General features: G+C 67.2%; 15 protein-coding genes, 2 tRNA genes and 3 rRNA genes. 14 read left to right on the forward strand and 6 right to left on the reverse strand.

The window, feature by feature from the left end; genetic code table 11:
- Window positions 1-107 precede the first annotated feature (107 nt).
- Window positions 108-185, forward strand: coding sequence for a 50S ribosomal protein bL37 (locus FHX40_RS26220; protein ID WP_142261558.1), 78 nt, complete (start codon window positions 108-110; stop codon window positions 183-185).
- Here FHX40_RS26220 and FHX40_RS05550 read toward each other — a convergent pair.
- The 3 genes from FHX40_RS05550 to FHX40_RS05560 form a co-directional block, all read right to left on the reverse strand.
- Window positions 182-751 (reverse strand): TIGR03086 family metal-binding protein, encoded by a 570-nt coding sequence (locus FHX40_RS05550; protein ID WP_142258615.1) that lies wholly within the window; start codon window positions 749-751, stop codon window positions 182-184. The two genes, FHX40_RS26220 and FHX40_RS05550, sit on opposite strands and share 4 nt — an antisense overlap.
- Before the next feature lie 112 nt (window positions 752-863).
- Window positions 864-2,630 carry an ATP-binding SpoIIE family protein phosphatase gene (locus tag FHX40_RS05555; protein ID WP_142258616.1) on the reverse strand — a complete coding sequence of 589 codons (1,767 nt, stop codon included), beginning with the start codon at window positions 2,628-2,630 and terminating at the stop codon, window positions 864-866.
- A gap of 207 nt (window positions 2,631-2,837) precedes the next feature.
- Window positions 2,838-4,196: a TrpB-like pyridoxal phosphate-dependent enzyme gene (locus FHX40_RS05560; protein WP_142258617.1), complete on the reverse strand. Its 1,359-nt coding sequence runs from the start codon at window positions 4,194-4,196 to the stop codon at window positions 2,838-2,840.
- Window positions 4,197-4,664: 468 nt separating this feature from the next.
- On the opposite strand from FHX40_RS05560, the gene FHX40_RS24975 reads away from it, so the two are divergent.
- Complete coding sequence (locus FHX40_RS24975; protein WP_170198725.1) at window positions 4,665-4,823, forward strand: hypothetical protein; 159 nt, start codon at window positions 4,665-4,667, stop codon at window positions 4,821-4,823.
- A gap of 46 nt (window positions 4,824-4,869) precedes the next feature.
- Here the strand turns inward: FHX40_RS24975 and FHX40_RS05565 are convergent, their stop codons facing one another.
- Complete coding sequence (locus FHX40_RS05565) at window positions 4,870-5,157, reverse strand: hypothetical protein (RefSeq protein ID WP_142258618.1); 288 nt, start codon at window positions 5,155-5,157, stop codon at window positions 4,870-4,872.
- A gap of 239 nt (window positions 5,158-5,396) precedes the next feature.
- Window positions 5,397-5,467 (reverse strand) — tRNA-Gly (locus tag FHX40_RS05570).
- A gap of 87 nt (window positions 5,468-5,554) precedes the next feature.
- On the opposite strand from FHX40_RS05570, the gene FHX40_RS05575 reads away from it, so the two are divergent.
- A tRNA-Pro gene (locus FHX40_RS05575) sits at window positions 5,555-5,631 on the forward strand.
- Window positions 5,632-5,649: 18 nt separating this feature from the next.
- On the opposite strand, the gene FHX40_RS05580 is transcribed toward FHX40_RS05575, so the two are convergent.
- Window positions 5,650-6,132 carry an ATP-binding protein gene (locus FHX40_RS05580; protein ID WP_142258619.1) on the reverse strand — a complete coding sequence of 161 codons (483 nt, stop codon included), beginning with the start codon at window positions 6,130-6,132 and terminating at the stop codon, window positions 5,650-5,652.
- Window positions 6,133-6,604: 472 nt separating this feature from the next.
- On the opposite strand from FHX40_RS05580, the gene FHX40_RS05585 reads away from it, so the two are divergent.
- The 11 genes from FHX40_RS05585 to FHX40_RS05635 all read left to right on the forward strand — a co-directional run bounded on the left by FHX40_RS05585 (window position 6,605) and on the right by FHX40_RS05635 (window position 23,374).
- Window positions 6,605-7,471, forward strand: coding sequence for a helix-turn-helix domain-containing protein (locus tag FHX40_RS05585; RefSeq protein ID WP_142258620.1), 867 nt, complete (start codon window positions 6,605-6,607; stop codon window positions 7,469-7,471).
- A gap of 309 nt (window positions 7,472-7,780) precedes the next feature.
- Window positions 7,781-9,169 (forward strand): trigger factor, encoded by a 1,389-nt coding sequence (tig, locus tag FHX40_RS05590; RefSeq protein ID WP_142258621.1) that lies wholly within the window; start codon window positions 7,781-7,783, stop codon window positions 9,167-9,169.
- A gap of 385 nt (window positions 9,170-9,554) precedes the next feature.
- On the forward strand, window positions 9,555-10,199 hold the full coding sequence (locus FHX40_RS05595) for a ClpP family protease (protein ID WP_142258622.1): 645 nt from the start codon (window positions 9,555-9,557) through the stop codon (window positions 10,197-10,199).
- Between the two features lie 11 nt (window positions 10,200-10,210).
- Complete coding sequence (locus FHX40_RS05600; RefSeq protein WP_142258623.1) at window positions 10,211-10,855, forward strand: ATP-dependent Clp protease proteolytic subunit; 645 nt, start codon at window positions 10,211-10,213, stop codon at window positions 10,853-10,855.
- A gap of 183 nt (window positions 10,856-11,038) precedes the next feature.
- Window positions 11,039-12,322: an ATP-dependent Clp protease ATP-binding subunit ClpX gene (gene clpX / locus FHX40_RS05605; RefSeq protein ID WP_142258624.1), complete on the forward strand. Its 1,284-nt coding sequence runs from the start codon at window positions 11,039-11,041 to the stop codon at window positions 12,320-12,322.
- A gap of 190 nt (window positions 12,323-12,512) precedes the next feature.
- Window positions 12,513-15,113 carry a valine--tRNA ligase gene (locus tag FHX40_RS05610; protein ID WP_142258625.1) on the forward strand — a complete coding sequence of 867 codons (2,601 nt, stop codon included), beginning with the start codon at window positions 12,513-12,515 and terminating at the stop codon, window positions 15,111-15,113.
- Between the two features lie 650 nt (window positions 15,114-15,763).
- Window positions 15,764-17,300 (forward strand): 16S ribosomal RNA (locus FHX40_RS05615).
- Window positions 17,301-17,973: 673 nt separating this feature from the next.
- Window positions 17,974-21,098: ribosomal RNA gene (locus tag FHX40_RS05620) — 23S ribosomal RNA — on the forward strand.
- Window positions 21,099-21,207: 109 nt separating this feature from the next.
- Window positions 21,208-21,324 (forward strand): 5S ribosomal RNA (rrf, locus tag FHX40_RS05625).
- The 16S, 23S and 5S rRNA genes sit together here, the layout of an rRNA operon.
- A 250-nt stretch (window positions 21,325-21,574) precedes the next feature.
- Window positions 21,575-22,894 (forward strand): bifunctional folylpolyglutamate synthase/dihydrofolate synthase, encoded by a 1,320-nt coding sequence (locus tag FHX40_RS05630; protein ID WP_142258626.1) that lies wholly within the window; start codon window positions 21,575-21,577, stop codon window positions 22,892-22,894.
- 93 nt (window positions 22,895-22,987) lie between these two features.
- On the forward strand, window positions 22,988-23,374 hold the full coding sequence (locus FHX40_RS05635; protein WP_142258627.1) for a DUF4233 domain-containing protein: 387 nt from the start codon (window positions 22,988-22,990) through the stop codon (window positions 23,372-23,374).
- Window positions 23,375-23,380 lie beyond the last annotated feature (6 nt).

A 23,380-nucleotide genomic window follows, 5' to 3' on the forward strand; every position in this document is an offset into this window, starting at 1 on the left:
AATGCCGCGGCGGCCGCTTCGGCGCGGCCGTACCGGGGTACCTACCGCCACGCCGCCGACCGCGGCGCCACGGACGACACCACGGACCGACGGAAGGGGAGAGACGTATGGCGAAGCGAGCGCGCAAGGCGCGGGCCCGCAAGAAGAAGAAGGCGAACCACGGCAAGCGGCCGAACGCCCGCTAGCGGCCGCGGCCCCAGGCGGCGAGCAGGCGGCTCTGCGGATCCGCGTCCGGCGGCAGCTCGCGCCGCTCCCCGATCACCCCGGTCTCCCGGTAGGAGTCCTCCACCGCGGCGAACCACGCCGCGCAGGCGTCCACCAGCTCCGGGTCGAGCCGGTCGGGGAGCCCGATCGCCCGCGCCATGTCCCAGGTGTGGATGAGCGCGTCCGCGAACAGCTCGCACAGGTACTCCTCGCCGGCGACGTCGCCGAACGCGAGATGCACCACACGCCCGAGCGCGCCCTCGTCGTAGGCCGCCAGCACCGCCGCCGCGGCCGCCCGGTCGAACGCCTTCACCGGATCGTCACCGAGCAGGTCGCCGTCGAGGGCGTCCCCCATCTCCGCCACGGTACGGCCGGCCAGCAGGTGGGGCGCCCACAGGCACTCGCGCACCAGGTGGTTGACGAGGGTGTGGACGTCCCAGTCCGAGCAGGGTGTGGGCAGGTGCCACTGATCCGGACGGACGAGATGGACCTTCTGCCCGAAGTCGTCGAGAGCTCGCCGATACGCGTCGCGGACGTCGAGGTTCATCTCTTGCTCACCGTTTCGCGCTTGGCGTTCACCGTGCTCCGCACGGCCGTCCCCCCCAGAGAGAAGGTGCGACGGCCGTACCTTCCCTCCTCCTTTTGACGGTAACCCGTCGTCAGAGAATGCGCTGCTCGGCCCAGACCACCTTGCCGCCGGGCGTGGGCCGGTGCCCCCACCGGTAGGCGAGCCGGTCCACCAGGCGCAGGCCGCGCCCGGCGTCGGCGCCGGTGTCCGGGTCGCGCAGGGTGGGCATCGCGAAGGACGAGTCGCCCACCTCGCACACGAGCGAACGCCCGCGCAGCAGCCGCACCTCGATCGGCCCGCGGGCGTGGTTCACCGCGTTCGTCACGAGCTCGCTCACGATCAGCTCGCTGGTGTCGGCGAGCCCGGCGAGGCCCCACCGGTCCAGGGTGGCGCGCACCCCGTGGCGCACCTCGCGCACCGCGGACGGCTCGGCCGGGAGCGTCCAGGCGGCCATCTCGTCGGGGGTGAGCTCGCGCACCCGGGCGAGCATGAGCGCGATGTCGTCGCGCTCGTCACCGGGCCGCTGCGCGCCGATCGTCGCGTCGCAGATGTCCTCCAGGTCGCGCAGCCGTACCGACAGCAGGCGGCGCAGCTTGTCGATGCCGGTGTCGATGTCCCGGTCCCGGCTCTCCACCAGGCCGTCGGTGTAGAGCGCGAGCACGCTGTCGTGCGGCAGCACGATCTCCCGCATCTCGAACGGCTCGCCGCCGATGCCGAGCGGCAGCCCCGGCGGCAGGTCCACCACCTCCGTGCCGCCGTCCGGGAGCAGCAGGATCGGCGGCACGTGGCCGGCGCGGGCGATCGTGCAGGCCCGCGTCACCGGGTCGTAGGTGGCGTAGATGCAGGTGGCGATCTGGGTGGCGTCGAGGTCCTGGCTCATCCGGCTGAGCCGGAACAGCACCTCCGCCGGGGTGAGGTCGAGCGAGGCCAGGGTGCGCACCGCGGTACGGAGCTGGCCCATGGTGGCGGCGGCGCGGATGCCGTGACCCATCACGTCCCCGACCACGAGCGCGACCCGGTGGCCCGGCAGCGGGATCACGTCGTACCAGTCGCCGCCCACCCCGGTGAGGTCGCTCGCCGGCAGGTAGCGGGAGGCGATCTGCAGGCCGAGCGGATCGTGCAGGTCGGCCGGGAGCAGGCTGCTCTGCAGCGCGAGCGCGGTGCCGCGCTCCCGGCTGTACAGCCGCGCGTTGTCGATGCACAGCGCGGCGCGGGCGGCGAGCTCCTCGCCGAGGGTGACGTCCTCCTCGTCGAACGGCGTGCTGCCGGGGAACCGGTGGAACGACACGATGCCGAGCACCCGGCCGCGCGCCTGCAGCGGCACCATGAGCAGCGAGACGCCATGGAGCAGCCGGCGCACGTCGTCGCGGCCGCGTGCCCGGGACAGCTCCTCGGCGAGGTCGGCGTCGACCTCGGTGAACATGATCGGCTTCCCGCTCGCCATGCACCGGGCGAACGGCGACCACGCCGGGTACGTCGTCACCTCGTCGAGCGGCCAGGCCACCACGTAGTCGTCGGAGCGTGGCCCGGCCACGGCCCCCGCCAGGCGCCGCACCACGGCCGACCCGTCGGCGGGCGGGTACGGCAGCTCGCCGTCGATCAGCACCCGGTCCCGGATGGTCACCGCCGCCCAGTCGGCGAACCGGGGCACGGCGAGGTCGACGAGCTCACGGGCGGTCTCGGCGATGTCGAGGGTGGTGCCGATGCGTCGGCTCGCCTCGTTGAGGAAGGCGAGCTGTTCGTGCACCGGTACCGGGCTGCTCAGCCGCGAGCAGCCCGGGTCGGCCTTCTTGACGACGTACCGCCGGTCCGGTGAGGACGTGACCGACGCCGTCCCGCTCGGCTGGCTGCTGGGCACCGTGCTCTTCTCTCTTCCCGCGGTTCGCCAACCACTATAAAAGTTCAAGATCTCCGATTGGGAGGCCCAGGAACCGGCCGCGCCCGGCGGCCGGCCCGCGGGCGCAGACGGGCCGGCGCCCCCGGATCGGCCGATCCGGGGGCGCCGGCGGCGACGCCACGGTTCCCGCGCGACCGCGAAGGGTCCGGGTACCGCTCAGACCTTGGGTCAGACCTTGGGCAGGTGGGCGAGGGCGGCCTCGATGCGCTCCTGCGGCAGCTCGAAGTCCTCCATCGCGCCGGACAGGTAGCGGTCGTAGGCGGCGAGGTCGAAGTGCCCGTGCCCGCACAGCGCGGTCACGATCACCTTCTCCTCCCCGGTCTCCTTGCACCGCAGCGCCTCGGCGATGGTCTCGGCGAGGGCGTGCGTGGGCTCCGGCGCGGGCACGATGCCCTCGGCGCGGGCGAACCGGACACCGGCCTCGAAGCACTCGGTCTGCGTCCGGGCCACCGCGGTGAACAGGCCGAGCTCGTACATGTGCGACAGCAGCGGAGACATGCCGTGGTAGCGCAGGCCGCCCGCGTGGATCGGGTCGGGCACGAAGTCGTGGCCGAGCGTGTGCATCTTCATCAGCGGGGTGAGCCCGGCGGTGTCCCCGTAGTCGTAGGCGTAGACGCCCTTGGTGAACGACGGGCAGGCGGCCGGCTCCACCGCCCGGATCTCGGGGTTCATCCGGCCGACGAGCTTCTCCCGCAGGAACGGGAAGGCGAGGCCGCCGAAGTTCGACCCGCCGCCGGTGCAGCCCACGATCAGGTCCGGGGTCTCGCCGACCGCGGCGAGCTGCTCCAGCGCCTCCTCGCCGATCACGGTCTGGTGGAGCAGCACGTGGTTGAGCACCGAGCCGAGGGCGTACCGGGTGTCCTCGTGCTGCGCGGCCACCTCCACGGCCTCGCTGATCGCGATGCCGAGCGAGCCGGGGGAGTCGGGGTCGTCGGCGAGCACCTTGCGGCCCGCCTCGGTCACCGGGGACGGGCTGGCGTGCACGGTCGCGCCCCACACCTGCATGAGCAGCTTGCGGTAGGGCTTCTGGTCGTACGAGGCGCGCACCATCCAGACCTCGCAGTCGAGGCCGTACTGGGCACAGGCGAACGAGAGCGCCGAGCCCCACTGCCCCGCGCCGGTCTCGGTGGTGAGCCGCCGGATGCCCTGCTGCGCGTTGTAGAAGGCCTGCGGCACCGCGGTGTTCGGCTTGTGCGATCCCGCGGGCGAGGTGCCCTCGTACTTGTAGTAGATGCGCGCGGGCGTGCCGAGCGCGCGCTCCAGCCTGCGGGCGCGGATCAGCGGGGTCGGCCGCCACAGGCGGTAGACGTCGAGGACCTCCTCGGGGATGGGGATGAACCGCTCGGTGCTGACCTCCTGCTCGATCAGCGGCATGGGGAACAGCGGCGCGAGGTCGTCCGGGCCCACCGGCTGCAGGGTGCCGGGGTGCAGCGGCGGCGGGGGCGGGCTCGGCAGGTCGGCGAGCACGTTGTACCAGTTGCGCGGGATGCGCGACTCGTCGAGCACGATCTTGGTGGGCTTGCTCACAGGCGTTCTCCGGCTTGCTTCCGGGCCGGGCGTACGGCGCCGGCCCGCTGTCGACGCAGAACAACTTAGCCTGAGCGTTCGCCCAGCGTGACGAGAGGTTTGCGATCCGGGGTGCTGGGTGGGGCGGGTGTGGGGGAGTGTGTCCCGGATGGAAGCCGAATGAGTCTGGAGCGGTGGATGTCCCACTATGGGGGCAATGCCGGGAAAAGGGGGAGATGTCCGCGAGGCCGCGGGCGCGCGCCCGTACCGCGGGCGGCCTCGGCCCGTGGCGGCGGACGGGCCGGAGGCCTCCGTGCGGGGAGGCCCCCGGCCCTGCGGTCAGTGGAGCCCGGCCCTCCGCGAGGTCGGTTCCGGCCGCGACCGGCGGGCGGTCGCTCCGCTGCGGCAGTTACAAAGCGGTAACCAGCTCACAATACGGACGAAGCGCCCAAAAGGTATGTTTCAATGACGAAACACGCAGGAGGAGAGATGAGCACCCTACTGGCTCTCGTCGAATCGGTCGATGGCCGGCCAACCCTCGAGGAGGTCGACGCGATGCTCGCCGAGCTGCGGCGTCTGCCACGCGACGCGTCGGTCAGCAGCCTCATCGACGATCTGCTGGACTACCGGTCCATGCTGTCGCACTGACCGCCGACGGTGCGCGAGGCCGGTCGGTGTCCGGTGCCTCGCGGGCTCACTGGCCGCTGGCGAAGGTACGGCCCTGCTGGGCGCCGAACGGCGTGCCCTGCGACTGGCCCTGCGGCATCCCGCCGACGCCGACCAGCTCCATCAGGCGGGTCTCGACGTACCGCTCGCTGTGGCGGGACTTGTCGGCGATCCGCTCCACCAGGTCGTTGACGTTGCGGGCGAAGTCGAGGTCGGCGGGGCTGACCTCGGCGAACATGTCGAGGATCCGGTAGCGGATCTGCTGCCAGTTCTGCCGGAGCTGCTGTTCGATCTGCTGGGCCTGCTGCTGCTCCACTTGCGCGTCCTTTCTTGGCGTGTTCGACTGAAATGCCGCCGGTGAACCTACCCTGCGTGATTGATCGCTTACGCCGGGCTCTGTCCAAAGATCCCTAGATCGTTCCCCGGGGGTGCGCGGCCGGGAGGGAAGGGTGCGGGGACGCCGGCCGGACGCGCCTGGCGTGATCACCGGAACGACCCCGGACATGCGGAAGGGCCGGGTCGCCCGTTGGGCTGACCCGGCCCTTCGCGTCTGTGAGCGGACGACGGGAATCGAACCCGCGCTGCCAGTTTGGAAGACTGGGGCTCTACCATTGAGCTACGTCCGCACGAACCGGTCGTCGTCTGGTCTAGACTTCTTCCGGTCGTCAGGGCGTTAGCGTACCCGACATTGAGATTGTATACGTCCTGAACGACGGGGCGTGGCGCAGTTTGGTAGCGCACCTGCTTTGGGAGCAGGGGGTCGTGGGTTCAAATCCCGCCGCCCCGACCAGTCGTCCGGATCCGCCGCCTACGGGGCGCAGTGGAACAGGGCCCAAACGGCCTTTCCGCCCCGGGCGAGCGGGCTCCATCCCCATCGGTCGCTGTAGGCCTCCACGATGTGCAGGCCGCGGCCGTGCTCGGCGACGAAGTCGGGCTCCTTCGGCGTGGGCACGCCGTCGCTCGGGTCCGCCACCGCGATGACCAGGTGCGGCACCCGGCGCACGAGCAGCAGCGTGATCGGGCGCTCGCCGTACGCCCGGGGATGGGGCAGGTGGCGCACCGCGTTGGTGACCAGCTCGGAGACGACGAGCGCGGCGTCGTCACAGAGCGCGCCGAGCCCCCATCGGGTGAGCGTGGTGCGGGTGACGTCCCGCGCGATCGCGACCGACTCGGCGCGTGGGCGCAGCGCGCAGGTGGTGGTGCCGGGGTGCGGCTCGGCGAGCAGGCGGTCGAAGCCGATCTCGAGGGTCACGTCCAGGCATTGCGCGGTGGACCCCGGATCTTCCGCCATCCTTCCGATACCTCCCGCCGTTGTCGTGGACCGAGGTCCCTCGCCGCCCGGATAGGCCGTACACCAATGGGTCAAATTGCGCGCTAGCCCATCATCGGTCACGATCCTTGCGCCTGCAAGACCCAAATGCACGTGCAACTGACATGTGCATGCGCAAGTTACGGATGACACCCTGCACCGCGCCCGTATCGCCCGTTTCGTCGGGTTTCCGTGGTGGGTCCGGTCGTTCGCGCGGGGTGCGGATGAACGATGGCGGAGATGGGCGACATAGATGGAAGAACGGTGCGAATCGGGCGTAAGGCCATTCCTCCGTTACGGCTTCCGGGCTCCATTGGGACGGCGGAGGGCATGCGCTAGAAAAAGTTGGAAAACCGACATCCACATGAGACCTTGTCAGCGAAGCGAGAAGTGGTGAGACTGTGTTGGCTGGACCGAGTAGTGGTTGGCTGGACCGAGCGGAGAGGGAGGCACCGTGACACAGATCCAGCCGGGATCCGGCCCCACGGCGCTTCGCATCCTGCTGGGTTCCCAGTTGCGTCGGCTCCGTGAGGAGAAAGGGCTCACCCGAGAGGAGGCGGGCCGCCGGATCCGCGGCTCCGAGTCCAAGATCAGCCGGATGGAGCTCGGCCGGGTCAGCTTCAAGCCGCGCGACGTCGCCGACCTGCTCACCCTCTACGGCGTCGAGGACGAGGAACAGAGGGCGGCGGTGATGGAACTCGCGGAGAAGGCCAACGAGCCGGGCTGGTGGCACCGCTTCAACGACCTGCTGCCCTCGTGGTTCCAGGCCTACGTCGGGCTCGAGGAGGCGGCCTCCCGCATCCGCACCTACGAGGTCCAGTTCATTCCCGGTCTGCTCCAGACGAAGGAGTACGCCCGTGCCGTGATCACGGCGGGGGCGGCCGGCATCACCCCCGAGGAGATCGAGCGCCGGGTGGAGCTGCGGCTGCAGCGCCAGCAGGTGCTCGACCGCCCGAACGGGCCGTTCTTCTGGGCGGTGATCGACGAGGCGGCGCTGCGGCGCCCGATCGGCGGCACCGACGTGATGCGCGCCCAGCTCGGGCACCTCATCGACCTGATGCGCCAGCCGAACATCACGATCCAGGTGATGCCGTTCAGCTTCGGCGGGCACAGCGCGGAGGGCGGTGCCTTCAGCATCCTGCGCTTCGCCGACCCGGACCTGCCCGACATCGTGTACGTCGAGCAGCTCGCCAGCGCCCTTTATCTGGACAAACGGGAAGACGTCGACCGGTACAGCGAGGTGATGGAGCGGCTCTGCGCCGTGAGCACCACCCCGGATGAAACGGTCGCGTTACTCGAAAAGATTATGCGAGAGATCTAACTCGCTTAAGGCCGTGCGGCCGCCGCCGCGAACCGGGCAAAGAGCGGCTTGGCAACGGGGTGACGTGTGCGATGCGAACGTCGCGCTGCGAAACGGTCGGGTCACACTCGGCACCCGCGACCGGTGCCGGGAAGGGCGATGACGGGAGGGATCACGTGGTCGATGACGCCGCGGGTGCCCGTCTGCCCTAGACTTGCGAGCGGCGCTGGACACCCGCCACAGTCGATCATGCCCGGGATGGCGGATTCGATCGAGATGCACGGCACCGACGCGCCCACGATCATTCAAGGCTTGATCTAGGAGACATCCGTGAAGACCGCTGTCGAGGAGCTCAGCCCGACTCGGGTGAAGCTCACCGTCGAGGTGCCGTTCGAGGAGCTCGAGCCGAGCCTGAAGGCGGCGTACAAGAAGGTCGCGCAGCAGGTGCGCGTGCCCGGCTTCCGGCCGGGCAAGGTTCCCGCTCGAATCATCGAGCAGCGGTTCGGCCGCGCGGTGGTGCTTGAGGAGACCCTCAACGACGCTCTTCCCAAGTTGTACGGCAAGGCCGTCGACGAGACCGACGTCTTCCCGGTGAGCCGGCCGGAGATCGAGGTCACCAAGCTCGAGGACGGCAAGCAGGTGGAGTTCACCGCCGAGGTGGACGTCCGCCCGGCCTTCGACCTGCCCGACTACGAGGGGATCGAGGTGACCGTCCCCTCGGCCGAGGTCACCGACGAGGACATCGACGCCCAGCTCAACGCGCTGCGGGAGCGGTTCGCCACCCTCACCGGCGTGGACCGGCCGGCCCAGAACCGCGACTTCGTGGTGATGGACCTGTCGGCCTCGATCGACGGCGTGGAGCTTGAGGAGCAGGCGGCGAGCGACGTCTCCTACGAGGTCGGCGCCGGGTCGATCCTGCAGGGCCTCGACGACAACCTGCTCGGCATGGCGGCCGGGGACGAGAAGGTCTTCACCACCCGGCTGGTCGGCGGCGAGCACGCCGACCAGGAGGCGCAGGTGAAGATCAAGGTCAAGAGCGTCAAGGAGAAGGTCCTCCCCGAGCTGAACGACGAGTTCGCCCAGCTCACCAGCGAGTTCGACACGCTCGAGGAGCTCCGCGAGAGCATCCGGGGCCAGGTGCGGCGCAACAAGCTGATCGACCAGATCAACCAGGCCCGGGAGAAGGCCCTCGAAGCGGTGATGGACAAGATCGACATCCCGCTGCCGGAGAGCGCGGTCCAGGCCGAGATCGAGATGCGCAAGCACAACCTCGACCACCAGATCGCGCAGAGCGGCCTGAGCCGTGACGCGTTCTTCCGCCTCTACCAGACCACCGAGGAGGAGCGCCTCAAGGAGATCGAGGAGAGCGCGAAGAAGGCGATCAAGGCCAGCTTCATCCTCGACAAGATCGTCAAGCAGGAGGAGCTCGGCGTCTCGGAGCAGGAGCTCACCAACTTCGTGGTGCGCCGCGCCATGGAGCTCGGGGTCGCGCCGAACACGCTCGCCAAGCACCTCGCCGAGAACGACCAGATCAACATGGCGATGGTGGAGATCGTCCGGGACAAGGCCAAGACGATCCTGGGCGACGCGGCGAAGGTCGTCGACGAGAACGGCAACGAGGTCGACCTGAAGGCGATCTACGCCGAGCTCGCCCCCGAGGCCGCGCAGGCCGAGGATGAGGCCGAGGGCGGCGAGGAGTCGGAGCAGTCCGACAAGTAGCCCCGCCGCGCCGCGGCGCCGCCGTGACCTCCCGTACCGGCTCGGGATCCCGCTCCCCGCAGCCGGTACGGCCGTTTCCGGGCCCGGGTACGCCGGGGCCGTGAAGGAAGCGGCACAGGGGTACGGCACGGCCCGCGAGCACGAGCCGGCCGGCCGGGCGACGGCCGCCGGTGGGCGGATGCGGGCCCGGCGCCAGGCGCCCGAACCGCCGGAAACGTCGCGGATGCGTCGGGAACCCCGCCGTGCCTCCGGTGCGGCGGGGTTCCGCGCCGGGAGGGCACCTGCGCCTTCAGCGAACACCGCGTGATGGAGGCCTGACCGGTCGGCCGGGCGCGTTAAGGTCCAATGAAAGCCAATCGATAACGACGCATCGGAAGGTGACGCTGTGACCAGCCCGCCGACCTTCTATTCGCCCTTCGGATCGGGGCCGGAGTCGAGATTCCGTGAGAACGGCGTATTCCGGCTGGAAGACCAGCTGTACCGGCGACTGCTCGAGGAGCGCATCATCGTCCTGGGCAGCCAGGTCGACGACGCCACCGCGAACCGCATCTGCGCCGAGCTGCTGCTCCTCGCCGCCGACGACCCGGAGCGGGACATCTGGCTCTACATCAACTCCCCGGGTGGTTCGGTCACGGCCGGCATGGCCATCTACGACATGATGGAGTACGTGCCGAACGACGTGTGCACGGTCGCCATGGGGCTGGCCGCCTCGATGGGCCAGTTCCTGCTGTGCGCGGGCGCGAAGGGCAAGCGCTACGCCCTCCCGCACGCCCGGATCATGATGCACCAGCCCTCCGGTGGCATCGGCGGTACCGCGGCCGACGTCGCGATTCAGGCCGAGCAGATGCTGTACGTGAAGAAGACGCTGGCGGAGCGCATCGCCGCCCACACGGGCCAGACGGTCGAGCAGATCGAGCGCGACTCGGACCGCGACCGCTGGTTCACGGCCGAGGAGGCCAAGGCTTACGGCTTCATCGACCACGTCGTGCGGAGTGCTCGGCAGGTGCCCTCGCAGGGCGCCGTCTCCTGAGGGGGTAAGAGGTGAGTGACCTGATCAGGCCTGGGGACATCAACGGCCGCTACATCATCCCTTCATTCGTCGAACGCACGACGTACGGCGTGAAGGAGATGAACCCCTACAACAAGCTGTTCGAGGACCGCATCATCTTCCTAGGGGTTCAGATCGACGACGCGTCGGCGAACGACGTCATGGCGCAGTTGCTCACGCTGGAGTCGCTCGACCCCGACCGCGACATCAGCATGTACATCAACTCGCCGGGCGGTTCGTTCACCGCGATGACCGCGATCTACGACACCATGCAGTACGTCCGGCCCGACATCCAGACGATCTGCCTGGGGCAGGCGGCCTCGGCGGCCGCGATCCTTCTCGCCGGCGGTACCCCCGGCAAGCGCTTCGCGCTGCCGAACGCCCGGATGCTCATCCACCAGCCGTCGACCGAGGGTGGTGGTCAGGGAAGTGACATCGAGATCCAGGCGCGTGAGATCCTCCGGATGCGGACCCTGATGGAGGAGATCATCGCCAAGCACACCGGGCGCCCGATCGCCCAGGTGCGCAAGGACGTCGAGCGTGACAAGATCCTCACCGCCGAAGAGGCCAAGGAATACGGCCTGATCGACGACATCATTCCGAGCAGGAAGAAGCGTCCGGCCGCGATCGCTTCCTAAGATGGTCGAGAGCACCGGAACGATGCCCAAAACGGCACGTTCTGGTGCGACTCGCCGATAGAGGGCTCACTCAGGGCCCCGGAGACGGTAACGTCGAGACTTGAGCGGGATGACCTTTCCGGACCGGGTCCGCAGAGTACGGATCGCGGACGCGACGCGGTTCCACGCAAAGGAGTATCTGGGGTGGCACGCATCGGCGACGGGGGAGACCTGCTGAAATGCTCGTTCTGCGGTAAGAGCCAGAAGCAGGTCAAGAAGCTCATCGCCGGACCCGGCGTCTACATCTGCGATGAGTGCATCGATCTCTGCAACGAGATCATCGAGGAGGAGCTCTCCGAGTCCTCCGAGCTGAAGTGGGACAACCTGCCGAAGCCACGGGAGATCTACGAGTTCCTCGACTCCTACGTCATCGGGCAGGAGAAGGCCAAGAAGGCCCTGTCCGTGGCGGTCTACAACCACTACAAGCGGGTGCAGTCGGGTGACCGCGCCAGGGACGACGGCGTGGAACTGGCCAAGTCCAACATCCTGCTCCTGGGACCCACCGGCTCGGGGAAGACCCTGCTCGCCCAGACGCTGGCCAAGATGCTCAACGTCCCGTTCGCGATCGCCGACGCGACCGCGCTCACCGAGGCGGGGTACGTCGGCGAGGACGTTGAGAACATCCTGCTGAAGCTGATCCAGGCCGCCGACTACGACGTGAAGAAGGCCGAGACCGGCATCATCTACATCGACGAGGTCGACAAGATCGCCCGCAAGAGCGAGAACCCGTCGATCACCCGCGACGTGTCGGGCGAAGGCGTTCAGCAGGCGCTGCTGAAGATCCTCGAGGGGACGACCGCGTCCGTCCCGCCGCAGGGCGGCCGCAAGCACCCCCACCAGGAGTTCATCCAGATCGACACGACCAACGTGTTGTTCATCTGCGGTGGCGCCTTCGCCGGCCTGGAGAAGATCATCGAGGCCCGGATCGGCAAGAAGGGCATCGGCTTCAACGCGGTCATCCCGTCCAAGAAGGAGCTGGACAGCTCCGACATCTTCGCCGAGGTCATGCCGGAGGACCTGCTCAAGTACGGCATGATCCCCGAGTTCATCGGCCGCCTGCCGGTGATCACCAGCGTCCACAACCTGGACCGCGACGCGCTCATCGCGATCCTCACCGAGCCGAAGAACGCGCTGGTCAAGCAGTACCGGCGGCTGTTCGAGCTGGACAACGTGGAGCTGGAGTTCACCCCGGACGCGCTGGAGGCGATCGCCGACCAGGCGATCCTGCGCGGCACGGGCGCCCGAGGGCTGCGGGCGATCATGGAGGAGGTCCTGCTCTCGGTGATGTACGAGGTACCCAGCCGGGATGACGTCGCGCGCGTCGTCATCACCCGAGAGGCCGTGCTGGAACACGTCAACCCGACCCTGGTGCCTCGTGATCAGATCAACGTCAAGCAACCGCGCACCCCACGGGAGAAGAGCGCCTGAGCGCTCGCTCCCGCGGTACTCCATCGACGTATCCACGGTCCCCTCCCTGGACGACCGCGCCGGCGGACAGGGAGGGGACCGTGCTTTGCAACGGGAGGAGACGGCCACGGATAAGAGCGATGCGCGATACCCGTGGCGTTGCGTCCCGATTTCGCATCGTGTACAGGAGCCGACCCCGACATCCCTAGAATTGAGGACCGTGACCAAGCCTGACCTGCCCACCCAGTACGCGCCCGCTGAAGTGGAGACCCGGAGCTACGAGCGCTGGGTAGCCGAGGGCTACTTCCGCGCCGACCCGGCGAGCGGGCGGGAGCCGTACTGCATCGTCCTGCCGCCGCCCAACGTCACGGGCTCGCTGCACGTCGGGCATGCCCTCGATCACTCGATCCAGGACGCGTTGATCAGGCGTGCCCGCATGCGCGGCTTCGAGACGCTGTGGCTTCCGGGCACCGACCACGCCGGCATCGCCACCCAGAACGTCGTCGAGCGCGAGCTCGCCAAGGAGGGCCTGACCCGCCACGACCTGGGGCGCGAGGAGTTCGTACGGCGGGTGTGGCAGTGGAAGGAGGAGTACGGCGGGCGCATCCTCAGCCAGATGCGCAAGCTCGGCGACTCCGTCGACTGGAGCCGTGAGCGGTTCACCATGGACCCCGGCCTCTCCCGGGCGGTCCAGACGATCTTCAAGCGGCTCTTCGACGACGGGCTGATCTACCGCGCCGAGCGCATCATCAACTGGTGCCCGCGCTGTCTCACCGCGCTCTCCGACATCGAGGTCGAGCACAGCGACGACGAGGGCGAGCTCGTCTCGATCCGGTACGGGGACGGCGACGCCTCCATCGTGGTCGCCACCACCCGGGCCGAGACGATGCTCGGCGACACCGCCGTGGCGGTGCACCCGGAGGACGAGCGGTACCGCCACCTGGTCGGCACCGAGGTGGAGCTGCCGCTCACCGGCCGGCGTATCCCGATCGTCGCCGACGAGCACGTCGACCCCGAGTTCGGCACCGGCGCGGTGAAGGTCACCCCGGCCCACGACCCGAACGACTTCGAGATCGGCCGCCGGCACTCGCTGCCGTCCATCACGATGATGGACGAGCGCGGCGTGGTCACGGCGCCGGGGCCGTTCGAGGGCCTGGACCGCTTCGCGGCCCGGGCCGCGGTCGTCGCCGCGCTGCGTGAGCAGGGGCGCATCGTCGCCGAGAAGCGTCCGTACATCCACGCGGTCGGCCACTGCTCGCGGTGCAAGACCGTGGTGGAGCCGCGGCTGTCGCTGCAGTGGTTCGTCAAGGTCGAGCCGCTGGCGAAGGCCGCCGGTGACGCGGTCCGCGACGGCCGTACCCGCATCCACCCGCCGGAGATGGCCAAGCGCTACTTCGACTGGGTGGACAACATGCACGACTGGTGCATCTCCCGCCAGCTCTGGTGGGGCCACCGCATCCCGGTCTGGTACGGCCCGAACGGCGAGGTGGTCTGCGTCGGCCCGGACGAGGAGCCGCCGCCCGGCTACGAGCAGGACCCGGACGTCCTCGACACCTGGTTCTCCTCGGGCCTGTGGCCGTTCTCCACGCTCGGCTGGCCGGACACCACGACGGACCTGGAGCGCTTCTACCCGACGACCGTCCTGGTCACCGGGTACGACATCCTGTTCTTCTGGGTCGCCCGGATGATGATGTTCGGGCTGTACGCGATGGACGGCAAGCCGCCGTTCCGCGAGGTGGCGCTGCACGGCATGGTGCGCGACCAGTTCGGCAAGAAGATGTCCAAGTCGTTCGGCAACGTCGTGGACCCGCTGGACTGGATCGAGCGCTACGGCGCGGACGCGACCCGGTTCACGCTGCTGCGCGGCGCGAACCCGGGCGCCGACGTCGCGATCAGCGAGGACTGGGCCGCCGGCTCCCGCAACTTCTGCAACAAGATCTGGAACGCGACGCGCTTCGCGCTGATCAACGGCGCCACGGTCCCGGACGAGCCGCCCGCGTTCGCGGACCTCACCGCGGCCGACCGCTGGATCCTCGGCCGGCTCCGCTCGGTGATCACCGCGGTCGACGAGGCGTACGAGGACTACGAGTTCGCCAAGCTCTGCGACGCGCTCTACCACTTCGCGTGGGACGAGGTCTGCGACTGGTACGTCGAGATCGCCAAGATCCAGATCGCGGAGGGCGGGGAGCGCGCCGAGCGCACGCGCCTCGTGCTGGGCTACGTGTTCGACAACCTGCTGCGGCTGCTGCACCCGCTCGTGCCGTTCGTGACCGAGGAGCTGTGGCGGGCGCTCACCGGTAAGCCGTCGATCACGATCGCCCCGTGGCCGACGACCAAGGGGCTGCAGGAGGACCCGGAGGCCGACGCCGAGCTCGCCGAGTTCCGCCACCTCGTCACCGAGGTGCGCCGGTTCCGCTCCGACCAGGGGCTCAAGCCCGGTCAGCGGGTCGCGTCGCGGCTCGACCTGACGGGTACGCGCCTGGCCGTGCACGAGAAGGCGATCCGTACCCTGCTGCGGCTGGACGAGCCGACGGACTCGTTCTCCGCCACGGCCCGTCTCGTGGTCGGCTCGGCGACGGTCGAGATCGACACCGCGGGGGCGATCGACGTCGCCGCGGAGCGCCGCCGGCTGGAGAAGGACCTCGCCGCCGCACGTAAGGAGGCCCAGCAGGCCGCGGCGAAGCTCGGCAACGAGCAGTTCCTGGCGAAGGCCCCGGAGAACGTGATCGCCAAGGTCCGCGCCCGGGCCGCCCAGGCCGAGGCGGACATCGCCCGCCTCGAGGCCCAGCTGGCCGCGCTTCCGGCCGGCTGACGCGGGTACGGGTCGCGACCCCGGCGAGCATCCGCGAGAGTTCCTACGGCGGGGCCGGTACATCCGGCCCCGCCGTGATGTTTGAAGCTTTCCAGGAGCGGGAATGAAGGAACGGTTGCCGGAACCGTGCATCGCCCCGCTCCAGGGCTGCTAAAGTATGTGTTCGCAGCGCGGCGGAAGCCCCGACGCCACAAGGGTTTCAGGGCTTCGCGGTCCCCTCGGAGACCGTGGGCCGGTTGCAGACTCCCCGTGACTCCAGCGCAGGACTTGGCATCGGGTTCGCCCGATTCGCCAGATGCTCGCGGTGGCGGTAACGTGGGGGAGCCCTCGCAGGAGGGCGAGACCTACCGGATCGGTACGGTCTGGGGGGTTTACCCCGATTCAGGGGGGGTTCGCCTGGGCTGGACAGGTCTGGTAAGATTGAACCGACGAGGTACGCGCCGGGTGCCGGGACGTGGGTTCCGGTGGCCTGGTGTACGCGTCCGTTCCTTGAGAACTCAACAGTGTGTCAAAAGCCAGTGCATGAGCTTTACCCCGTCATGCCAGGCGCTGCTCGGCAAGGCCTCGGGCTTTGCTGAGAGGTGTGTCTGGGTGATGGTTTTGCTGGGATGTCCCTCTTCGTGGGGGGTGTCTCAAGGGTTTTGAGGCATCTCATGGAGAGTTTGATCCTGGCTCAGGACGAACGCTGGCGGCGTGCTTAACACATGCAAGTCGAGCGGAAAGGCCCCTTCGGGGGTACTCGAGCGGCGAACGGGTGAGTAACACGTGAGCAACCTGCCCTCGACTCTGGGATAAGCCTGGGAAACCGGGTCTAATACCGGATACGACCTGCTCCCGCATGGGGGTGGGTGGAAAGGTGCCTCGTTTGGGGTTTCCGGTCGGGGATGGGCTCGCGGCCTATCAGCTTGTTGGTGGGGTAACGGCCTACCAAGGCGACGACGGGTAGCCGGCCTGAGAGGGCGACCGGCCACACTGGGACTGAGACACGGCCCAGACTCCTACGGGAGGCAGCAGTGGGGAATATTGCGCAATGGGCGGAAGCCTGACGCAGCGACGCCGCGTGGGGGATGAAGGCCTTCGGGTTGTAAACCTCTTTCGGCAGGGACGAAGGTGACGTGTACCTGCGGAAGAAGCGCCGGCTAACTACGTGCCAGCAGCCGCGGTAATACGTAGGGCGCGAGCGTTGTCCGGAATTATTGGGCGTAAAGAGCTCGTAGGCGGCTGGTCGCGTCTGCCGTGAAAGCCCGCGGCTTAACCGTGGGTCTGCGGTGGATACGGGCCGGCTAGAGGCAGGCAGGGGCAAGTGGAATTCCTGGTGTAGCGGTGAAATGCGCAGATATCAGGAGGAACACCGGTGGCGAAGGCGGCTTGCTGGGCCTGTCCTGACGCTGAGGAGCGAAAGCGTGGGGAGCGAACAGGATTAGATACCCTGGTAGTCCACGCCGTAAACGTTGGGCGCTAGGTGTGGGGTTCTTCCACGGGCTCCGTGCCGTAGCTAACGCATTAAGCGCCCCGCCTGGGGAGTACGGCCGCAAGGCTAAAACTCAAAGGAATTGACGGGGGCCCGCACAAGCGGCGGAGCATGTTGCTTAATTCGACGCAACGCGAAGAACCTTACCAAGGCTTGACATCACCCGGAAACGTCCAGAGATGGGCGCTCCCTTCGGGGCTGGGTGACAGGTGGTGCATGGCTGTCGTCAGCTCGTGTCGTGAGATGTTGGGTTAAGTCCCGCAACGAGCGCAACCCTCGTCCCATGTTGCCAGCACGCCCTTTTGGGTGGTGGGGACTCATGGGAGACTGCCGGGGTCAACTCGGAGGAAGGTGGGGATGACGTCAAGTCATCATGCCCCTTATGCCTTGGGCTGCAAACATGCTACAATGGCCGGTACAGTGGGTTGCGAGCCTGTGAGGGGGAGCGAATCCCTAAAAGCCGGTCTCAGTTCGGATTGGGGTCTGCAACTCGACCCCATGAAGTCGGAGTCGCTAGTAATCGCAGATCAGCAATGCTGCGGTGAATACGTTCCCGGGCCTTGTACACACCGCCCGTCACGTCATGAAAGTCGGCAACACCCGAAGCCCGTGGCCTAACCGGTTTCCGGGGGGAGCGGTCGAAGGTGGGGCCGGCGATTGGGACGAAGTCGTAACAAGGTAGCCGTACCGGAAGGTGCGGCTGGATCACCTCCTTTCTAAGGAGCACTCGGCCTGGCTGCTGTTCTGCATGGGGCAGGATGGTGGTTGTGGTCCATGGGCCGCGTTCGCAGGCGTGTGGTCTGCGCGTGGTGTGCTCGTGATCGTGGAGCGCTGGTTATTCAGGCTGCCGGGCCGGCTGCCGGCCGCTAGTACCGCCCATCTGTTGTGGTGGGAGTGGGAACGTGGTTGTGGTGGGGTCTGGTGGTTTGGGCACACTGTTGGGTCCTGAGGGAACGGGCCTGTTGGCTTGTCCCTTGTGGACGGTGCCGGTCTCCGTCATACCGGCTGTCACCTGATCCCAGGTTTGTGTGGGTGATGGTGGGGGTGTCTGGTGGCGGGTTGGGCTGGTGGCTGTTTGTTGCTTGTGAACTGCATAGTGGACGCGAGCGTCTTGTGTGGCCGCGCCGTGTGTCTGCGGCCGGTGACCTGAGCGAGGGCTCGCTGGTCACATTGGTTGGATCTGACGCCTGTGCTCGAGTTTGGTCTCGAGAGGGTTATCGGGTCGCCGCTTGGATTCTCTGGTCTTGGCCGGGGGTCTCGGGTCGGGATCGGATGCCTGGTGTGGGTGTCGGGTCTGGTGCCGGATCGTGATGGATCTGGCGGGTGTGATCGGTGAGTTGAGCTGCTGGGTTGCTGGTTTGCGGGTGCGGTGGCGTGTGCTCCGTGTGTGGTCAAGTTGTTAAGGGCACACGGTGGATGCCTTGGCACCAGGAGCCGATGAAGGACGTGGGAGGCTGCGATAAGCCTCGGGGAGCCGCCTACCGGGCTGTGATCCGGGGATTTCCGAATGGGGGAACCTGGCCCGAGTCATGTCGGGTCGCCGCCGCCTGAATGTATAGGGCGGTTGGTGGTAACGCGGGGAAGTGAAACATCTCAGTACCCGTAGGAAGAGAAAACAATAGTGATTCCGTTAGTAGTGGTGAGCGAACGCGGAAGAGGCTAAACCGTGCGCGTGTGATAGCCGGCGGGCGTTGCGTGTGCGGGGTTGTGGGAGCTTCCTGGGCTGGTCCGCCGACTGGCCGGGCAGTGAGAAATCGTCGCGGTAGCCGAACGTTCTGGAATGGGCGGCCGTAGACCGTGAGAGCCGGGTAGGTGAAACCGTGGCGACTGTCTGGGGGAGTTTCCCGAGTAGCACGGGGCCCGAGGAATCCCGTGTGAATCTGCCAGGACCATCTGGTAAGCCTAAATACTCCCTGGTGACCGATAGTGGACGAGTACCGTGAGGGAAAGGTGAAAAGTGCCCCGGTGAGGGGTTGTGAAAGAGTACCTGAAACCGTGTGCCTACAAGCCGTGGGAGCCGTGTCGCCCATGTTCGTAAGAGCGTGGGTGTGGTGACTGCGTGCCTTTTGAAGAATGAGCCTGCGAGTTGCGGTGTGTGGCGAGGTTAACCCGTGTGGGGGAGCCGTAGCGAAAGCGAGTCTGAATAGGGCGATGGAGTCGCATGCCGCAGGCCCGAAGCGGGGTGATCTACGCATGGGCAGGGTGAAGCTCAGGTAAGACTGGGTGGAGGCCCGAACCCACCAGGGTTGAAAACCTGGGGGATGACCTGTGTGTAGGGGTGAAAGGCCAATCAAACTCCGTGATAGCTGGTTCTCCCCGAAATGCATTTAGGTGCAGCGTCGCGTGGTGCTTGCCGGAGGTAGGGCGCTGGTTGGCTGATGGGCCTTACCGGGTTACTGAGGTCAGCCAAACTTCGAATGCCGGTAAGTTGAGCGCGGCAGTGAGACTGCGGGGGATAAGCTTCGTGGTCGAGAGGGAAACAGCCCAGATCGTCGATTAAGGCCCCTAAGCGTGTGCTGAGTGGGAAAGGATGTGGAGTCGCTGTGACAGCCAGGAGGTTGGCTTAGAAGCAGCCATCCTTGAAAGAGTGCGTAATAGCTCACTGGTCTAGTGATTCCGCGCCGACAATGTAGCGGGGCTTAAGCACACCGCCGAAATCGCGGCACCGTGCACTCCTTGTGGGTGTGTGGTGGGTAGGGGAGCGTCGTGTCGCCGGTGAAGCCTGGGAGTGATCCTTGGTGGAGGTGGCGCGAGTGAGAATGCAGGCATGAGTAGCGTTTCAGAAGTGGGAAACTTCTGCGCCGGATGACCAAGGGTTCCTGGGGCAGGCTGATCCGCCCAGGGTAAGTCGGGGCCTAAGGCGAGGCCGACAGGCGTAGTCGATGGATAACGGGTTGATATTCCCGTACCCGCTGTGGTGCGTCCATGTCGAGGCCGGTGATACTAAGGGTCCTAGCCCGGCCGGCGTTCTTTGAGCGTCGGTGTCTGGGTGAACGCCTGGCCTGATCCGGTAGTAGGCAAGCGATGGGGTGACGCAGGAGGGTAGCCCATCCCAGGCGGTGGTTGTCCTGGGGTAAGCATGTAGGGCGGGAGGTAGGCAAATCCGCCTCCCATACAAGCCTGAGGTGTGATGCCGAGCCGATTGTGGCGAAGTGGGTGATCCCATGCTGCCGAGAAAAGCCTCTAGCGAGTGCCGCGGCGGCCCGTACCCTAAACCGACTCAGGTGGTCAGGTAGAGAATACCGAGGCGTTCGGGTGAACTGTGGTTAAGGAACTCGGCAAATTGCCCCCGTAACTTCGGGAGAAGGGGGGCCCCTGCTGGTGAACGGCTGTGCGCTGGGAGCTGGTGGGGGTCGCAGTGGCCAGGGGGAAGCGACTGTTTACTAAAAACACAGGTCCGTGCGAAGTCGTAAGACGATGTATACGGACTGACGCCTGCCCGGTGCCGGAACGTTAAGGGGACCGCTTAGCGAGCTCTTCGGGGCTTGCGAAGGCGAGAACTTAAGCGCCGGTAAACGGCGGTGGTAACTATAACCATCCTAAGGTAGCGAAATTCCTTGTCGGGTAAGTTCCGACCTGCACGAATGGCGTAACGACTTCCCCGCTGTCTCAACCACAGGCCCGGTGAAATTGCAGTACGAGTAAAGATGCTCGTTTCGCGCAGCAGGACGGAAAGACCCCGGGACCTTCACTGCAGCTTGATATTGGCGTCTGGAATGGCTTGTGTAGGATAGGTGGGAGACTGTGAAGCCTCGACGCTAGTTGGGGTGGAGTCGTTGGTGAAATACCACTCTGGCTGTTTTGGGCGTCTAACCCGCGCCCCTGGATCGGGGTGGGGGACAGTGTCTGGCGGGTAGTTTAACTGGGGCGGTTGCCTCCTAAAGGGTAACGGAGGCGCCCAAAGGTCCCCTCAGCCTGGTTGGCAATCAGGTGGTGAGTGTAAGTGCACAAGGGGGCTTGACTGTGAGACCGACGGGTCGAGCAGGAGCGAAAGCTGGGACTAGTGATCCGGCACTTCCGTGTGGTTGGGGTGTCGCTCAACGGCTAAAAGGTACCCCGGGGATAACAGGCTGATCTTCCCCAAGAGTCCATATCGACGGGATGGTTTGGCACCTCGATGTCGGCTCGTCGCATCCTGGGGCTGGAGTCGGTCCCAAGGGTTGGGCTGTTCGCCCATTAAAGCGGTACGCGAGCTGGGTTTAGAACGTCGCGAGACAGTTCGGTCCCTATCCGCTGCGCGCGTAGGAGACTTGTGGGGGGCTGTCCCTAGTACGAGAGGACCGGGATGGACGAACCTCTGGTGTGCCAGTTGTGCCGCCAGGTGCATGGCTGGTTGGCTACGTTCGGTGTGGATAACCGCTGAAGGCATCTAAGCGGGAAGCCGTCCCCGAGATGAGGTCTCCCTCCCCTTTGGGGGGTAAGGTCCCCACGAGATGAGTGGGTTGATAGGCCGGTGGTGGAAGCTCTGTGAGGGGTGGAGCTGACCGGTACTAATAGACCGAGGACTTGACCGCATACGGAGCATGCGGCATCGCTCCGTGCGGTTTTGGTCAGGACGTTTGTGTTCGCTGTGTGGTTCTCGAGCAACAGGCGGCTTTGCCGTTGTTGTTCTTTGGGTGTCGTTTCGGTGGTTATGGCGGAAGGGAAACACCCGGTTACATTCCGAACCCGGTAGTTAAGCCTTCCTGCGCCGATGGTACTGCACCTTGGGGGGTGTGGGAGAGTAGGTCGCTGCCGGACGACTTTATGTGGACGCCCTCAGTCTTTGTGACTGGGGGCGTTCGCATTTTGTGAGGCATTTTCGTGTGGCCCTGGTGTGTGGTTTGTCAGGGGTGTGTGAGTGTTTGGCTCTGGGATTTCCAGGGCCTTTTTTGTTTGCGTCGGGAGGTGGTGGCGGCCCGGTCCGGCGGTGGCCGGCCGGAGCGGCGTCTCGCCTGGTCACCGGCGGCCCTGGAACAAGAGTGGTGACGAGCGTCGGTAGGCTTCAACCGTGGAATATCGTGCGGTTGAGCAGGCCATCCTGGAACGAGGCGTGGAGTGGAAGTTCGAACCCACGCTTGAGCGGATCAGTGCGCTGATGGATCTGCTTGGGTCGCCACAGCGCTCCTGCCCGGTCATCCATATCGCCGGCACCAACGGAAAGACGAGCACGGCGCGGATGATCGAGGCCTTGCTCCGGGAGCGGAACCTCCGGGTGGGCCGGTACACCAGCCCGCACCTTCGCTCCATGCGGGAGCGCATCTGCGTGGACGGCGCCCCGCTGTCGGAGGAGCGCTTCGCCGAGGTCTACGCCGACATCCTGCCGTACGTCGAGATGATCGACGCCAAGGGCGTGCGGATCTCGTTCTTCGAGATCCTCACGGCGATGGCGTTCGCCGCCTTCGCCGACGCGCCGGTGGACGTCGTGGTGCTCGAGACCGGCATGGGCGGCACGTTCGACGCGACGAACGTCGCGGACGGGGCGGTCTCGGTGGTGACGCCCATCTCGCTCGACCACGTGGACTACCTCGGCCCGGACATCCGTTCCATCGCGGGTGAGAAGGCCGGCATCATCAAGCCCGGCGGCGTCGCCGTACTCGCCCAGCAGGAGCTCCCTGCGGCCGAGGTGCTCATGCGCCGTGTCGCCGAGACCGGGGTCACGGTCGCCCGGGAGGGCCTGGAGTTCGGCGTGCTGCACCGCGAGCTCGCCGTCGGCGGCCAGCTGCTGCGCCTCCAGGGCCTCAAGGGCGTCTACGAGGACGTGTTCCTCCCCCTGTACGGCGAGCACCAGGCGAGCAACGCGGCGTGCGCCCTAGCGGCCGTCGAGACGCTGGCGGGAACCGGCGAGCCCCTCGACGCGGACCTGGTCCGGCAGGCCTTCGCGGGGGTGCGGTCCCCCGGCCGGCTCGAGGTGGTCAAGCGGGGGCCGACCGTCATGGTCGACGCCGCGCACAACATCGCCGGCATGGAGGCGACCGTCCGCGCGCTCACCGAGTCGTTCGCGTTCGACCGGCTCATCGGCGTGGTGGCGATGATGGCCGACAAGGACGTCCCGGCCATGCTCGGCGCGCTGGAGCCCGTGCTCACCGAGGTCGTCGTGACCCGCAACTCGTCACCGCGCTCCATGGACGTCGACCGGCTCGCCGAGCTGGCCCGCGAGGTGTTCGGCCCCGAGCGGGTGCACGAGGTGCCGCGGCTCGACGACGCCATCGACAAGGCCATCGCCCTGGCCGACCAGGGCGACGACCTGGGCGGCGGCGGGGTCCTCATCACGGGCTCCGTGGTCACCTCGGGCGACGCCCGAACCCTGCTGCGCGCCGCCGACGTGTGACGGCCCGCGCCCCGCGGTGCCGGGCCGCGCGCCCGGCACGGCATTCACCCAACCGCCATCCTCGTGCGATGGTCCACCTCGGAGCGGATCGCGATGACGAAAAGTGACAGAAGAGGGTTGCTCGGGGCCGTCCTCACCGGCCGGGTCACGGTGACGCCGGGGATGCGGCGCCTGGGTTCCGGGGTGCTCGGCATGGAGTCGATCGTGCTCGGGCTGGTCACCCCGGTGGCGATCGTCCTCGAGGGCGTACCGCCCGCCGTGGCCGCGCCCGTCTGCCTGGGGCTCGCGCTCTTCGCCCTGGTGCTCATCGGCTTCCTGCGCAAGCCGCTCGCGTACACGCTGGGGACCGTGCTGCAGGTGCTCGCCGTCGCCACCGGGTTCCTGGTTTCGGCGATGTTCTTCCTCGGTGTCCTGTTCATGGCCCTGTGGTTCACAGCAATATTCATCGCTCACCGTGTCGAGGGCGTGACTTCGCGCTAAAGTCGG

Source organism: Thermopolyspora flexuosa (genome assembly GCF_006716785.1).
GTDB lineage: Bacteria > Actinomycetota > Actinomycetes > Streptosporangiales > Streptosporangiaceae > Thermopolyspora > Thermopolyspora flexuosa.